Raw genomic sequence first — 13,961 nt, forward strand, 5'->3', positions numbered from 1 at the left:
ATTTTTTTCTTAACGAAATGTAAATAATCCGATCAAGTTAACACTAAGTTCATGATTTATTAACAGTACTAACATTGGTGAAACCGGATTATCTCTAAGATTATTTTTTATTAGCCATTATCCGCAATAAATAAAGGTGATATCTAGAAATTCGACACTGATTGAATATTTTAATTAATAATTCACTTAATTAAAAAGGAGCTTTGCAGCTCCTTTTCTATGGCTTAGAAATGATAGTCATCAGCTATTAGTGTTCATGCTTTTCAACTAAATCTTGTTCTACTTCATCATTAAACACTTTAGGTGGTGGCGTCCAACCACGTTCTGACTTCGTATGCTTGTCAGTCCGCTCTTGTTTCATTACATCACTTAATGTTGACTCTAATTGGTTAAACAATTCCACATAAGAGGTATTAAAACGATCTTCTTCTGTACTTTCTAACCATGTTTGATAAAGCTTCTCTTTACTTCGGGCTTCAGTTTCAACAAATGTAGCCTTTTGCTGCTCAGCTCTGAATGGATGCACCCCTAAATTTTTCAACGCTTCTGTGCCCAAGGCTAGTGCAGAGCGGTATGTTTCACTGATCACGTAATCAGCACCAGCGCAACGTAACGAATAATGATGACCTCGATCATAAGCACGTGCTAATACCCGTACTTGAGGATATGTTTGCTTAATATAATGAACAAGCTCTGTGGCTCGTTCTTTATCATCAATGGCAACAATAAACAGTTTTGCATCTTCAATACCTGCGGTATGAAGCAAATCATGTCGCGTCGCATCACCAAAGAAACTCTTAATATTAATTTGGCGCATGTTGTCAATTTGCGTTACAGAGTGGTCAAGCACGACTGTTTGCACCCCATTAGATGCCAATAGTCGGTTTACAATCTGACCAAAACGGCCAATACCCGCAATGATGACTTTCCCTTGCTCATCTATTTCATCAGCTTCACGCTCGTTTTTAGCCTCGCAGAAACGGGGTAAAATCACACGATCATATAAAATAAATAGACCTGGTGTTAAAAACATAGATAGCGCAACCACCAGTGAGAGTGTTTGGCTCATTGACTCAGGTAGAACGTTGTTTTGTACGGTATAGCTTAATAATACAAAACCAAATTCACCCGCTTGCGCCAAACTTAACGCAAAGAGCCAACGGTCGCTGCCTTTTACCTTGAAAATAAAAGAAAGTACCAACAGAACAATAAACTTAACCAACATCGCACCAATGGTTAAGCCAATTACTGTGCCAAATTGATCAAACAGTACGTTGAAATCAATACCTGCACCAACAGTAATAAAGAAAAGCCCTAATAGTAACCCTTTGAAAGGCTCGATATTAGATTCAAGTTCATGTCTAAATTCACTATTGGCAAGTACCACGCCAGCAAGGAAAGTACCGAGTGCTGGCGATAAACCAATTAGACTCATTAAGGCTGCAATACCAATAACTAACATCAATGCTGTTGCGGTAAAAATTTCACGCAAGCCCGATGAAGCAACAAAACGGAATAACGGACGGCTTAAATAATGACCACCAACTACAACACCAGCGATCGCTAAAATAATTACAATTGCATAAGCCCAACCGGGAAGACTCGCTACTAGGCTAAGATCATCATGATGTTCAGCAGCTTTTGTCACAACGGCTTGTGACTTTGCCACTAATTCAGGTACTGCCAGTAAAGGGATCAAAGCTAACATTGGGATGACGGCAATATCTTGAAACAGCAATACTGAAAATGCGCTTTTTCCACCTTCTGTTTTACTTAGCCCTTTTTCACTGAATGTTTGCAGTACAATCGCAGTAGAAGAAAGTGAAAAGATAAGACCAATAGCAAGGGCGTAAGACCAAGCAATATCAAATAAATGTGCAATACCCATCACGGTTAAAGCGGTAACAACCACTTGTAGACCACCTAAGCCTAATAAGCGATGACGCATACCCCACAACATTTTAGGCTCAAGTTCTAAACCGACAACAAACAGCATCATAACGACACCAAACTCAGCAAAATGCTGAATCGTCGTGGTTTCGCTACCAACTAAACCAATAACGGGGCCAATAACCACACCTGCGATTAAATAACCCAGTACTGAACCTAGCCCTAATCGCTTAGCAAGCGGAACAGCAATAACGGCGGCCACCAAATAGATGAAAGCCTGCAAAAAATATCCAGTCATAGTCGTCTCTTCTATTTAATGACTAATTCTAGGCTGTGATTCATTTTTGATAATTTACTCGCAACCTCATAGTTGAATTTATTATCTTGAATCGCAATCAGAACACGTTTCCAATCTTTAATGTGCTGTTCAATACGGTTTTCTTCATTCGCCATGCCCGCACCAAAAAGTGCAAATGGCGCTAGAAAATCCATACCCGTTAGCTCTGCCATTTGCTCTAGAGGTTGTAATAACTCACGAATGGTATAATGGTTAAAACCTTCTTTACGATAACTTGATTCAGGGCCTCCGGCTGTCAAAGCACAAACAAATTTTTTACCAACCAGTTCATTCCCTTCACTGCCATATGCAAACCCGTACTCAAGCACTAAATCTTGCCATTCTTTTAATAACGATGGGGTGGAATACCAATAGAGTGGAAACATAAACACAACAACGTCATGTTCACGAAGGCGCTGTTGTTCTTTATCTATATCAATACGATAGGTTGGATATTCGGCATATAAGTCAACGCACGTTACATTGGCTATAGTTTTAGATGCATTAAATAAGGGTACATTGATCTCTGAACGATTTGGCGAAGGATGGGCAAATAGGATCAGAATTTTAGGTTGAGACTCAGGCATGATTTTCCTGTTTTAATAATATTTCGTTCCACGACGACGATGTGACAACTAACCACTTCTAAAGTTCCGCACTATGTATACAAACAACAAGTTACATCCCTAAAAAGAATAACGATTATACCTGAAATTACACAATCAACTTTAGTTAAATATTTATTGATATCTATAGATTATTTTCGTGAATAATCTGAAATTTCATCAATACGGCTAGGTGGTACACCAAAATATCGCTTAAATTCTCGGCTAAATTGAGCAGCACTTTCATATCCTACTCGTTGAGACGCAAGGCTGGCTGAAAGACCTTCTTGTAAAATATAGTTTTTAGCATGATTCAGCCGAATTTTTTTGATGTACTGTAAAGGAGGATCCGTGACAACTTGTTTAAAAACTTTGTGAAAAACTGAGACGCTCATCCCAGCCATTGCAGCTAGTTCATTAACATGTAATTTTTGCGCAAAATTCTTTTGCACATGGCCGATCACGGCCGAAATTTTAGCTAAAGAACTGTCTTGCTCGCAGTAGTGTGCCAATAAATAGCCTTTCTCACTTTGCAATAAGTAATAGAAAAACTGGCGGAGAATCGAGGGGCCAAGTACCTTAGCATCAAGAGGATTATGCAAAACATTAAGCAACTCCAACATACAAAGATACATTGACTCAGTCATTGGTGCAGGGGAAACACCACAGCGTGTGTCTAACTCTCCCCAATTTTTAGATTCTAATTCCATATCAGAAACTAACTGGCTGATCACATTAATATCAATATCAATATTGATCCCCATTAATGGTTCTTGCTGAGAGGCAAATGTTTCACATGTTATAGGATAAGATGTCGACACAATAAGACATTGTTCAACGTCATAACCAAACTGATGTTGATTTAAATGCCCTATTTTACTTCCCTGAAAAATAACAACTATTCCTTGTTCATACATTTGTGGCGTCAGCTTATGGTAACGATCAATGCGAAATAATCGCACACCAGTTAGCAACGTATGCACCCGATTAGTTTGGTCTGATATTTTGTAATATTCACATAATTGACTAGCAACTATAGCTAGCTCTCTTTTAAGCTCAGCTCTCATTGTACATCCATCAAACCTGTTCATTAACGATCGACATAACAGTCATTGTTTTGCCATTCTACACCTGTTTACCTTATAACTAACATATCAAGCAAGGTGGCTAAAATAGAAATAGGCAAGAAATAAAGAGAATTATGTATTTAGTTTATCCTACGTTCGCTTCTACACTAGAGATCTCAACACAATAATTAGAATATCAATATCACAACGATATAACGGAGCCTACAATGGATAAGTTTACCTACCAAAACCCTACAAGTATTCATTTTGGTCAAGGTCAAATCGCGGCAATTAGCCAAGCTATTCCTAAAGATAAAAAAGTATTGGTTATTTACGGTGGCGGTTCTATCAAATCAAATGGTGTTTATGACCAAGTAACAGCAGCGTTGGACGGATTTAACTGGGGAGAATTCTCAGGCGTTGAGCCTAATCCACAATATGACACACTGATGAAGGCTGTCGAGCTTGTTAAAACAGAAAGTTATGATTATCTATTAGCGGTAGGTGGTGGTTCAGTTGTCGATGGTACTAAATTTGTTGCCGCTGCTGCCTGTTATCAGGGAGAAGATCCTTGGAACATTTTACTTAAGCAAGAGCCTGTCACTAAGGTTGTTCCTCTTGGTTGTGTATTAACCTTGCCTGCAACGGGTTCTGAAAGTAATGGTGGTTCTGTAGTTTCGCGTGGTAAAGACAAGTTATTCTTTGGCTCGCCACTCGTAAAACCTGCATTTGCTATTTTAGATCCACAAACAACATTGAGTTTATCTTCTCGCCAAGTAGCAAACGGGGTTGTTGATGCCTTTGTTCATACAATGGAGCAGTACTTAACTTATCCGGTGAATGCAAAAGTCCAAGATCGTTTTGCTGAAGGTTTACTGCATACCTTAGTTGAAGAAGGGCCAAAAGCATTAGCCACACCCGATGATCTTGCCGTTCGAGCCAATATTATGTGGTCTGCCACTCAAGCACTCAATGGTTTAATTGGTGTTGGCGTTCCATCAGATTGGACAACACATATGATTGGCCATGAATTAACAGGTAATTACGGTATTGATCATGCTCGTACGCTAAGCATTGTATTACCTGCTGTTATGAAAGTACGTCGTAAAGAAAAAGAAGCAAAATTATTGCAATATGCTGAGCGTATCTTTGGTTTAACAACAGGTACAGCAGATCAACGTATTGACGCTGCGATTGAAAAAACCATCGCCTTTTTCAAACAAATGGGTGTACCAACAACACTTACTGACGTTGATTTAGGAGAAAAAGATATCGATGTTCTTATCGAAAGCCTTAAAAAACATGGCATGATCGCATTAAGTGAACATCACGATATTACGCCAGAGATAAGTCGTAAAATCTTAATGACGGCATTATAAGTTTATATTGTAATACGGTAGCAATATGAAAAAAGGGAGCATTAGCTCCCTTTATTATTTTTGTAATCACTAAACCGAAATAGTAAAACGCTGGCGAGTAACATCACCCCAGTAGCTATCGTGATAAATATCTTCAACATACTGTTCATTTGTGTACGCACCGATAGCACGACGCCAAAAAGCAATCGCATGAACTGCGCCTTCAATTTGCTTACTTTCCCATTCACCTGGCATCATTGAAAACAAGCTATGTGCGAAACGTTGACCTGCTTTATTTTTACGAAAGACAGGCACAACATAGAAATCACATACCTCATAATGACTGTTACCATGGTCAGCAATCGCTGCTAATCCCGCTGGCACACCATCAAAATATAAAAGAAAGCCAAGTACATTACCTTCTATTGGCGTATCAAGCGCAAATTTACCATCATTATCAGGCACTTTTTTCGTCAGTGGTGAAAACTCAGCTTCATATGCCTGAGTTAAGTTTAAATAAATGGTTATGTTTGAAGCATTAACTTGTACTAATTCCACTGCAGCGACCTTCTTTCTCTATTTTATTAGTATTTCTATAAGATCATTGATCAGTTTTTGAACAACGTGCAAAATCTATGTCAATTTGACCAAATATAAGCAAAAGCAATAAAGACTTCTGCTTATTTTACTCATCGGTTATTTAAGTTTTCAGGCAGTAAAACAGTATTCACTTGGCGTGACTTAGAGCCTTTTGCTTGCATCACCTGAGAAGCCAAGTTATAGCTTATTTCAGCCGCTTGGATCGTACTGCCATTTTGAGTTATTTTAGCCTTATCTTTTAACACCATCATGTTATTTGTTGGTGTATAAATGCCGTAAAGCGACTCTCCATCCACCACCTTTCCATCTTCCATTACACGATGAAAGTAAGCGGGTTTACCATAAACTTCCACACTCTTTAGTGCTTTTGTTTTGCTGTCCAGCTTTATCACGGCCTTGTCCGCTTTAATCTGAACGCCACCCTGTGTGATATCAACCTTTCCAGTTAAGGTTGTGATATTATTGATAACATCAACATCTTGTGTAATTGCTGCCAAATGGATAGGGAGTTGTGTATCTGCTTTTTCAGCCCATGTCGATGAACTCAGTAACAACATGCATCCAGCCACAAATAGCTTTAATTTCATACTTAGTTTCTTCTACTCTATTATTTACGTCTTCTTTGCTTATTATACCTTGAAAATCAGCAAATAGCGGCAAAGCGATGAATAATTTGAAATGGCGTTTTTTATTTCATCAAAACGGTCACTAATACCAAGTTTAGCCTTACCTGTATCACATAGTTCAAAATTAGTACCATCTACAGGCTAAATACCAATTTATAGATTATCTTACTGCACATATTTATATTAAAGAACTATACAACTTCAAACTCTAAACGATATAAAACATTTATCAATCAGTTAATTAAACTACGTGTCTTCTAACAACTAAGATTTGACATGTCGTTAACACACCTACCGCGATGCGTGTTATTAATAAAGAAATACATCGTATTGGAGTGCTAAATGATCATCAGACAGAAGCTATATATCGCATTGGGCATAGTGTTAACGCTGATTGCAGGCTTTGACCATAACCAACCACTCGCCATCTTTGCTGGTATCATTATTGCGACTTCTGCATTTTTACTCGCAGAATTAAAACCCTAGTCTTAATTACCATATATCCTCAAGATTATTTGCACTGAATTCACTTTGTGCAAACAAAGGGCACTGTTATAATATAACATTACTTTAGTCTTCTTTGATGCTTAAACATAGTGCCAAGCTTGTAAATATGGAGATTGCATTTTCTATGCGTTGGATTTCTTTTCCTGCAATATTACTTTCGTCTTTAACCTTGTTTTCAACCGCTAGCCAAGCACATCCACACTCATGGATTGATATGAAAACCTATATCCAAGGTGATAAAAAACAAATCACAGGATTTAAAATGGTATGGACTTTTGATGCTATGACAACTGCATATATGCTGGACGGTGAAGATATGTCGCCGGAAAGCAAAACAGAAACACTTGCTCGTGTTGGTGATTCTGTAATGAAAAATATGATGAATGAGCATTATTTTACTTACTTTTATAATGACCAAGAACCAATCAAATATAAAATTGCTACCGATGGAGTATTAACAAAAGATCGCGCTAAAGCGACACTCACATTTGAACTTCCACTCTCTAAACCTCAGCCACTAACCAAAGATTCATTACGACTACTTATTTTTGAACCAAGTTACTATGTTGATATGTCTTGGAAAGCAAAAAACGACATCATCTTATCGCCAGAGCTAAGCAAAGTCTGTACTTTTGACCTCGTTGAGCCTAACCCAAGTCCAGAGCAAATGCTTTATGCCCAATCATTACCACCTGATGCCGATCCGGATAATGCACTTGGTCAATTATTTACCCAAACAGTAAAACTACATTGCCAATCAGCCGACTAACTCTTATTAAAGGATTTCCATGGAGCACCATCATTCCGAGCAACATGCTCATACGAACAAAGGAAACTATTGGTTAGGCGCAACCCTTGTAGCCACTTTTTTAATTATTGTCGGTTATTTACTTTGGCACAATTGGCCAACGTTAATGCTTAGCACCATAAAATGGCAACGTGAAATAAACGGTCAATTGGGTGACTTGCTTTATGATGCAAAAGAAAACCCCGCTGCTATCTATTCGCTGGCTGGCGTCAGCTTTTTATATGGTGTATTTCATTCATTAGGCCCTGGACACGGCAAAATGATTGTAACGACCTATCTAGCAACAAACCCAGCTAAAGTAAAAGCAAGCTTAATCATGACGGTTATCTCTGCTTTTTTACAAGCCTTAGTTGCTATAGTGCTAGTTACCGTTCTACTGGTGTTTTTTAATTCATCGATGCGTGAAATTAATAGCGCAGCAGACCGATTCATCACACTTAGCTTCGTGGCCATGTTATTACTGGGTGTAATTGTTGCTTACCGAGCTTTAAAACAAAGCTGGCAATTATACAAACAGAAAACCCATAAACATGACCATACTCATCATAACCATAACCATAGCCATAGCCATAGCCATAGCAGTGATTGTGGTTGTGGGCATAAACACTTTGCTGATGCTGATAGTATTAATCAAGCAACCAATATGCGTGAATATATTGCAATTATCGCCAGTATTGGTATTCGTCCATGTACAGGTGCGATATTAGCACTACTTTTTGCCAATATGGTTGATATGTACTGGTTAGGTGTAGTGAGCGCTTTACTGATGGCTGTGGGAACGGCGCTGACGACTTCAACGATCGCTACAATGACACTTTCGGGTAAAAAGCTGGTAACAAAATATCTTGCGTACTCTGATCACCAGCATTCATTTGCCCCATTAGTATTTAAGCTATTTGGAGGCTTATTGCTCATCGGCCTTGGTTTACTGCTACTTAATAGTCAAAGCTATGGGATGTCGCCTGTACTCTAAATAAATCTTTTCTATGCTAGCGTTGCGATAGTTCAGTTAACGCTAGCATAGCTTGCTCGGCATGATTTTCATTGACGAAAATATGATCATGATAAAACCCTGCCATCACATTGGCACTAATTCCATGCTTCGCAAGCTCTGATGCTACAGTAGCCGTTAAACCAACAGCTTCCAAACTGGAATGTACTTTTAATGTAATACAGCGATACACATTATTGATTTCAATATTATGCTGGACTGCACTTTCATAACTTAAAATGAATGTCATTCCTTCTTCTTCACAAAATGTCGCTAATGGTGACATAGAAGCAATAGCATCTAGATTAGTATTTTCTGTGCAACAAAAAATATAACGCGTAAGGCTTAATTCTGGTTGTAAATTCATCAGAAGCTCAGTTAAATCAGTGATACCAGCCATTTTTCTTTTTCCCTAAAATCAATCCAAGACAATATTAAGTACAAGCTAATTATTGGATAAAGCCAGCTTATACCCGTTTAATATTTTACGTTCAGCAATCGTTGATAGAATGAACATCATTACATAACCTAAACATAATGCGACAATAATAGCGACAACATTTGCAGTAAATATCGATAATAAATAATAACTTGCTATTAGCGTGATGATACCACTAAGACGAATGAGTAAGCTTAATGTGAATTTCCCATGGGCTTTTATATAGGCTAATTGGTAAGCATTTAGCATCATAAAAATAAAGAACATAGAAAAATGAAATAATACAATAACGGCACCATGATACTGAGGGGGAAAAACAAAACCTATAATTTCACGCCCACCGATAAGCATGATGAGGAAAAATGTCACACTCACCATTGCTGCGAGACGAAAAATCCAACGCCTTATTGCTTTGACTTGTTGGTGATCACCTTGCTTAATACATAAGGTTAACTCAGGCAAAACAAAACGATAAATAGGAAAGACAAATAACATCGTCATATAAGTGAATATCGGACGAACAACGACTTGGAAATCGCCAAGTTCATCTAAGCTAAAGTGCGTGATCGTCAATAAAACCGTAATATAAATCATCAATATACTCGCCCCTGCTTCTAATGAGGCAGTGAAGCTTTTGCGAACATAGTTACGCATATTAGGATCAAGTTGAACCGATTTTATTGGTTTCGTCGCAATTTGTTTACGTCGCTTCCAATACATAAAATGGGCAGCAACAAGCGATGAAAATGCCATGCTATAAAACAATGAGGCAAGTGGTGTAAAGTGCAATACGTAGTAACAAATAACAAAGCCCGCTACATTCGTAACAGGCTCTATCCAAGTCACTTTATTAGACACATCATACAAACGGTACATGGCTATCAAGTTGGTAAAATAAACCTTCATTCCCATGCTAAAAATCACACCAACCATTTCGAAATAGCCAACGTTGATGTGTAATTCGTGTTTAATGTATGGAAGTACAACTCCCCATGTTAAGAGAACAATCGTGATCAAGCAAAACCGGAAAATATTGATAATGTCACGATCATTATTCGTTTGGCTGTAAGTCACAACCATAGAAGAGCGAAAACCCGTCATTAATATTAATGATAGAGATACAATATCTATCACACTATTAAACAGCGCTAAGTCGTCTTTATTAACCCACTGAGCGAGCCAAATCTTGAATAAAAAACCAATAGAAATACTGGCTAGTGTCGCGGCAGCGCCTGCTTTAAAAGCCGTTTTCAATCGAGATAAAGCATCTTCACTTGATGGCGGGGCAATATTTTGCTTTTCCATATATATAAACAATAAATCATCAGACTGATTATAATACGTTATTTATCTTTAAATATCTCTCGTAAATATAATAATCCATTAATCCTTTATTGGTTATATTTCTTTAGGTGATGAGTATAATGACTCAAAAATATTTAATTCTGATTCAAGTTCTGACAACAATAATGAAACATTTGCAACATCACCATTATTAACACAGATTTTAATTTTATCACGAATAGTTTTAATTTTATTTCTACTAATAGTAATTAACGACATTTCTTGAAGTCCAACGTAAGATAATACAATTGTAATATGTAAAAGACATTGTCCACCCCAACGATATTTGTTTGTTAGGACAATGACATTTCTTTATTTGAGCTTGAATAATACCTTTAAATGTGACGCATGTCACACTTACTACAAGGGATGGGTCACATATTAGCCGAGTAAACTATTTAACGCTTAGAAAAGACAGTTATTGATTACTTCACTTTCTGCTTATATACGGCTTAAACGTCAAAAAAGCAGTATCTAAACGGTTTAAACGGCGATTTTCCATATTATTAAATATGTAATGGGAATTGGTAGAGATTTATAATAACCCAATATTACATGTGGTATACGTACCAGAAATCGAAATAATACAGATACAAATTGCTATAAGTTACAGTCATTCTTTATTAAAGTCATTTTGTTAATAATTAACTCTCTTCATCATTTTTTAATTGACTCATCACATAGCAAAACTTATTGTAAAACAACAGAGCGGATATCGTATAATGGTATTACCTGAGCTTCCCAAGCTCAAGACACGGGTTCGATTCCCGTTATCCGCTCCAGTCTTTAACAAGGCCTGCATTCTAATTTTAACGAACTGATTCTCTTATCTATAACGTCAATATTTTGATTAATATTAATCCTCTGACTTTCCTCATGATACACACAAAATTCTGCCCACTTGAATCTCTTTATTTAACTGCGTAAAGTTGCCTCCCTTACTACGACTAACTGAGATAAATAATGAATAATTGGATTATATTAGCCTTTCTTAGCATATTCATTATCGGCTGTGCTCACTCACTATCAGAAGGCACATCGATTCAAGCTCATGGCAATGTTGAAATGAGCCGCAGTATTAAGTAATTATAAAAATAAAGACCAACATGTTTTGTTGGTCTTTATGTTTAATCTCCCAACACCACACCAAAATGTTCGTCACAGGATACGTTGCTTGGGTTACCACCCGAATCATAACCACAATAATCAAGCTCTAATATATTGTATTCTTGGCGTGTTTCTTCTAATAACTGCACAAACTCTTCTTTTGTCACCTTACGCTCTCGATAGTAACTCGCATATGTTGATGATCCCATAAAGAAACCTTGAGCAGTACGCACTCGCGTATCGTTCGGTGGTAGTGTCGTTAGCTGATTTTGGGTAAAACTCCCATCGGGTAAACGCACTTGATACAGTACAGTATCATCACCGATCAATGTTGTTGTGGTACTTAGCGTCATACCAAAAGCTTCAAATGGTCCAGATAAATTACCATCACAATCTGACGCGCTTTGATCAGCACTAAAGACTTTTTCATTACCGTTATCACCGCATATACCAGAGCCAACAACATCTTCAACAGAATCACATTCAGATGAATTTTTAGCTGGGTACAAAAATACGTTACGCTGCTTAATACTGTTGCCAATGACTTCTAAATGGATAAATCCACGATAGTGATCGTAACGATATGGCCAACTCGCAGAAACATTGGGATCACCATCTGCCCCTAAAAAGGTATATTCGCCAACCCACCAGCCTTCTTCACGTTGCCAAGGAACAAAATCGAGTAAATTAACACTTTCTAAGTCGCATTCAGGTTCTGGAGCCGATTGAGTCAAGAACTCAGACTCAGACTCAGACTCAGACTCAGACTCAGACTCAGACTCAGACTCAGACAAGTTATCATCTACCGCTTGCACTTCAACTGATTCTGATTGTACTGGTTCTGGCGTTGTATTAACTTTTACCGCATTTTCATTATCACTGTTACAAGCCATCATTGAACCACACGCTATCAACGTTAAAAATATTCGCCAAGCCATAAACTACAACCTATTAATCATCTCTTAATAGAACAATGTAGTTTGCAAATGTATGGTGCTATTACTCAGTTATAAGATTTCATCAATTTTGCTAAAAACCTCGCCAATAAGCTCATTTTTTATTTATCAAAAACTTCCTTTATATGACTATTTTTCAATCAGTTAAACGATTTAAAGTAGGCACTCTTACTTTGAACGTCTAATATTGAATATGTTGTAAATTGCATGGAAGCGATAGATGAAAACATCATTATTAACTAACGAATTAATTGTAGCGGGATTACAATTTCAACCAACCTATAAAAATGGGCTCAATAATCATTTACCAATGACTTTAGTTGCACTTGATCAAATGGGTGCTAACGACGAGCGTATATTACTTTTTTATCATCAATATATAGCACAGCTTGAAAACGTCGCTCGTAATGAGCCCTTTATTAAACAAGCGGATAAAATTGAGCAACGTATTAAAAATGATGGCGTTGAAGCAACACTCATCGCCTATATGCCAAGGTTAATTGCTAGTTTTAATGCACAAGCTTTCCAGTGCATGATACGGTTATCTTATGCGATAAAAAGCCAGCAGCAACGTGAGATCGCTTATGCATTAGCCTATTGGGAACAAAGCTATCAACTTATTACTCCATTATCGATAACAGAGAAATACAACGCAGAGCAGCAGTTAGAGCAGCTGGTGTATGCTTTTTCAAATAGCTCATTCCAAACCAATAATGCTAGTCAGCGTATTTTTGAGGTGGCACAGCATCCTAACTATCTAAAGCTTGCTCCCGTCCCTGTTGATATAACAATAGAAAAAGTATTGCAGCTAGTTGTTGAGTATTACCGTAAAACAAGTGACTCCACCTTCTTATATGGTATTACTGCCGTTCACGCTTTTATCGAACTGTTACAATATTTCCCAGATCAACAAACAGCATTACAATGGTTTTGGCAAAGTTATACAGCCGCTTTTGCGACGGTAGGAAAAAACCTTCCGCAATCTCGTGATGTATTACCGCCTCCCCCTCACCTAAGTTGGCTTGAAACGATCACACGTGGAGCTTTAAGTAACAATGATCACACGATAACGTTGATATACAGCTGTAGTGAGCTTTATAAGTGCTATCCATTGGCAGAATTAAAGTATATTGCGAATCAATGTATAGCCAATGAAAGCCTTTAATATTAAGTAATATCCAGCCATATGATGATGTTTATATGGCTATTTTCTATGCAGTCCGTTTGTGAAACTTTCATTTATTTAACGTAATCTTATACGATACAAAGCTAGCCATTTCAAAAATAAAGCATCAGAGGTAGAGTATTACCCTGTAGAGTTAAATT

General features: G+C 37.5%; 14 protein-coding genes and 1 tRNA gene. 7 read left to right on the forward strand and 8 right to left on the reverse strand.

Features of this window, described 5'->3' with window-relative positions; translation table 11 throughout:
• Window positions 1–247: 247 nt before the first annotated feature.
• The 3 genes from C9J46_RS19940 to C9J46_RS19950 form a co-directional block, all read right to left on the reverse strand.
• The gene (locus C9J46_RS19940) at window positions 248–2,188 is read right to left on the reverse strand and encodes a monovalent cation:proton antiporter-2 (CPA2) family protein (protein ID WP_107291420.1); all 1,941 of its coding nucleotides are present in this window, start codon (window positions 2,186–2,188) and stop codon (window positions 248–250) included.
• An 11-nt stretch (window positions 2,189–2,199) separates the two neighbouring features.
• Complete coding sequence (locus C9J46_RS19945; protein WP_107207537.1) at window positions 2,200–2,814, reverse strand: NAD(P)H-dependent oxidoreductase; 615 nt, start codon at window positions 2,812–2,814, stop codon at window positions 2,200–2,202.
• Window positions 2,815–2,984: 170 nt separating this feature from the next.
• Window positions 2,985–3,899 carry an AraC family transcriptional regulator gene (locus tag C9J46_RS19950; protein WP_107246153.1) on the reverse strand — a complete coding sequence of 305 codons (915 nt, stop codon included), beginning with the start codon at window positions 3,897–3,899 and terminating at the stop codon, window positions 2,985–2,987.
• A gap of 227 nt (window positions 3,900–4,126) precedes the next feature.
• On the opposite strand from C9J46_RS19950, the gene C9J46_RS19955 reads away from it, so the two are divergent.
• Entirely contained in the window at window positions 4,127–5,278 is a 1,152-nt protein-coding gene (locus C9J46_RS19955; protein WP_107246155.1) for an iron-containing alcohol dehydrogenase, read from the forward strand.
• Between the two features lie 69 nt (window positions 5,279–5,347).
• Here the strand turns inward: C9J46_RS19955 and C9J46_RS19960 are convergent, their stop codons facing one another.
• Both C9J46_RS19960 and lptA read right to left on the reverse strand, forming a co-directional pair.
• Window positions 5,348–5,815: a GNAT family N-acetyltransferase gene (locus C9J46_RS19960; RefSeq protein WP_107207534.1), complete on the reverse strand. Its 468-nt coding sequence runs from the start codon at window positions 5,813–5,815 to the stop codon at window positions 5,348–5,350.
• A 131-nt stretch (window positions 5,816–5,946) separates the two neighbouring features.
• Window positions 5,947–6,444, reverse strand: a complete 498-nt coding sequence (lptA, locus tag C9J46_RS19965; protein ID WP_107207533.1) for a lipopolysaccharide transport periplasmic protein LptA — start codon at window positions 6,442–6,444, stop codon at window positions 5,947–5,949.
• Window positions 6,445–6,825: 381 nt separating this feature from the next.
• On the opposite strand from lptA, the gene C9J46_RS21695 reads away from it, so the two are divergent.
• The 3 genes from C9J46_RS21695 to C9J46_RS19975 all read left to right on the forward strand — a co-directional run bounded on the left by C9J46_RS21695 (window position 6,826) and on the right by C9J46_RS19975 (window position 8,771).
• A complete protein-coding gene (locus C9J46_RS21695) occupies window positions 6,826–6,969 on the forward strand; it encodes a hypothetical protein (RefSeq protein ID WP_199187177.1) in 144 nt (47 codons plus the stop codon).
• Window positions 6,970–7,114: 145 nt separating this feature from the next.
• Window positions 7,115–7,759, forward strand: coding sequence for a DUF1007 family protein (locus C9J46_RS19970; protein WP_233217767.1), 645 nt, complete (start codon window positions 7,115–7,117; stop codon window positions 7,757–7,759).
• Window positions 7,760–7,778: 19 nt separating this feature from the next.
• On the forward strand, window positions 7,779–8,771 hold the full coding sequence (locus C9J46_RS19975) for a nickel/cobalt transporter (RefSeq protein WP_107291421.1): 993 nt from the start codon (window positions 7,779–7,781) through the stop codon (window positions 8,769–8,771).
• Window positions 8,772–8,787: 16 nt separating this feature from the next.
• Here the strand turns inward: C9J46_RS19975 and C9J46_RS19980 are convergent, their stop codons facing one another.
• On the reverse strand, window positions 8,788–9,189 hold the full coding sequence (locus C9J46_RS19980; protein ID WP_107207531.1) for an ACT domain-containing protein: 402 nt from the start codon (window positions 9,187–9,189) through the stop codon (window positions 8,788–8,790).
• Between the two features lie 45 nt (window positions 9,190–9,234).
• Window positions 9,235–10,533, reverse strand: a complete 1,299-nt coding sequence (locus C9J46_RS19985; protein WP_107261960.1) for a lipopolysaccharide biosynthesis protein — start codon at window positions 10,531–10,533, stop codon at window positions 9,235–9,237.
• A gap of 747 nt (window positions 10,534–11,280) precedes the next feature.
• Between C9J46_RS19985 and C9J46_RS19990 the strand changes: the two genes are divergently transcribed.
• A tRNA-Gly gene (locus tag C9J46_RS19990) sits at window positions 11,281–11,354 on the forward strand.
• Window positions 11,355–11,535: 181 nt separating this feature from the next.
• Complete coding sequence (locus tag C9J46_RS21900) at window positions 11,536–11,658, forward strand: hypothetical protein (RefSeq protein ID WP_255418313.1); 123 nt, start codon at window positions 11,536–11,538, stop codon at window positions 11,656–11,658.
• A gap of 41 nt (window positions 11,659–11,699) precedes the next feature.
• Here the strand turns inward: C9J46_RS21900 and C9J46_RS19995 are convergent, their stop codons facing one another.
• On the reverse strand, window positions 11,700–12,617 hold the full coding sequence (locus C9J46_RS19995) for a hypothetical protein (protein ID WP_199190657.1): 918 nt from the start codon (window positions 12,615–12,617) through the stop codon (window positions 11,700–11,702).
• Window positions 12,618–12,855: 238 nt separating this feature from the next.
• Between C9J46_RS19995 and C9J46_RS20000 the strand changes: the two genes are divergently transcribed.
• Window positions 12,856–13,800, forward strand: a complete 945-nt coding sequence (locus tag C9J46_RS20000; protein WP_107291422.1) for a questin oxidase family protein — start codon at window positions 12,856–12,858, stop codon at window positions 13,798–13,800.
• Window positions 13,801–13,961: the final 161 nt, after the last annotated feature.

The organism is Photobacterium sp. GB-36, assembly GCF_003026135.1.
In the GTDB taxonomy this organism is placed as follows: domain Bacteria; phylum Pseudomonadota; class Gammaproteobacteria; order Enterobacterales; family Vibrionaceae; genus Photobacterium.

Coding starts and splice junctions, on each gene's coding strand:
- C9J46_RS19980 (WP_107207531.1), bottom strand. CDS start 9,189: ATGGCTGGTATCACTGATTTAACTGAGCTTCTGATGAATTTACAACCA.
- C9J46_RS19940 (WP_107291420.1), bottom strand. CDS start 2,188: ATGACTGGATATTTTTTGCAGGCTTTCATCTATTTGGTGGCCGCCGTT.
- C9J46_RS19995 (WP_199190657.1), bottom strand. CDS start 12,617: ATGGCTTGGCGAATATTTTTAACGTTGATAGCGTGTGGTTCAATGATG.
- lptA (WP_107207533.1), bottom strand. CDS start 6,444: ATGAAATTAAAGCTATTTGTGGCTGGATGCATGTTGTTACTGAGTTCA.
- C9J46_RS19970 (WP_233217767.1), top strand. CDS start 7,115: ATGCGTTGGATTTCTTTTCCTGCAATATTACTTTCGTCTTTAACCTTG.
- C9J46_RS19955 (WP_107246155.1), top strand. CDS start 4,127: ATGGATAAGTTTACCTACCAAAACCCTACAAGTATTCATTTTGGTCAA.
- C9J46_RS21695 (WP_199187177.1), top strand. CDS start 6,826: ATGATCATCAGACAGAAGCTATATATCGCATTGGGCATAGTGTTAACG.
- C9J46_RS20000 (WP_107291422.1), top strand. CDS start 12,856: ATGAAAACATCATTATTAACTAACGAATTAATTGTAGCGGGATTACAA.
- C9J46_RS21900 (WP_255418313.1), top strand. CDS start 11,536: ATGAATAATTGGATTATATTAGCCTTTCTTAGCATATTCATTATCGGC.
- C9J46_RS19985 (WP_107261960.1), bottom strand. CDS start 10,533: ATGGAAAAGCAAAATATTGCCCCGCCATCAAGTGAAGATGCTTTATCT.
- C9J46_RS19945 (WP_107207537.1), bottom strand. CDS start 2,814: ATGCCTGAGTCTCAACCTAAAATTCTGATCCTATTTGCCCATCCTTCG.
- C9J46_RS19975 (WP_107291421.1), top strand. CDS start 7,779: ATGGAGCACCATCATTCCGAGCAACATGCTCATACGAACAAAGGAAAC.
- C9J46_RS19950 (WP_107246153.1), bottom strand. CDS start 3,899: ATGAGAGCTGAGCTTAAAAGAGAGCTAGCTATAGTTGCTAGTCAATTA.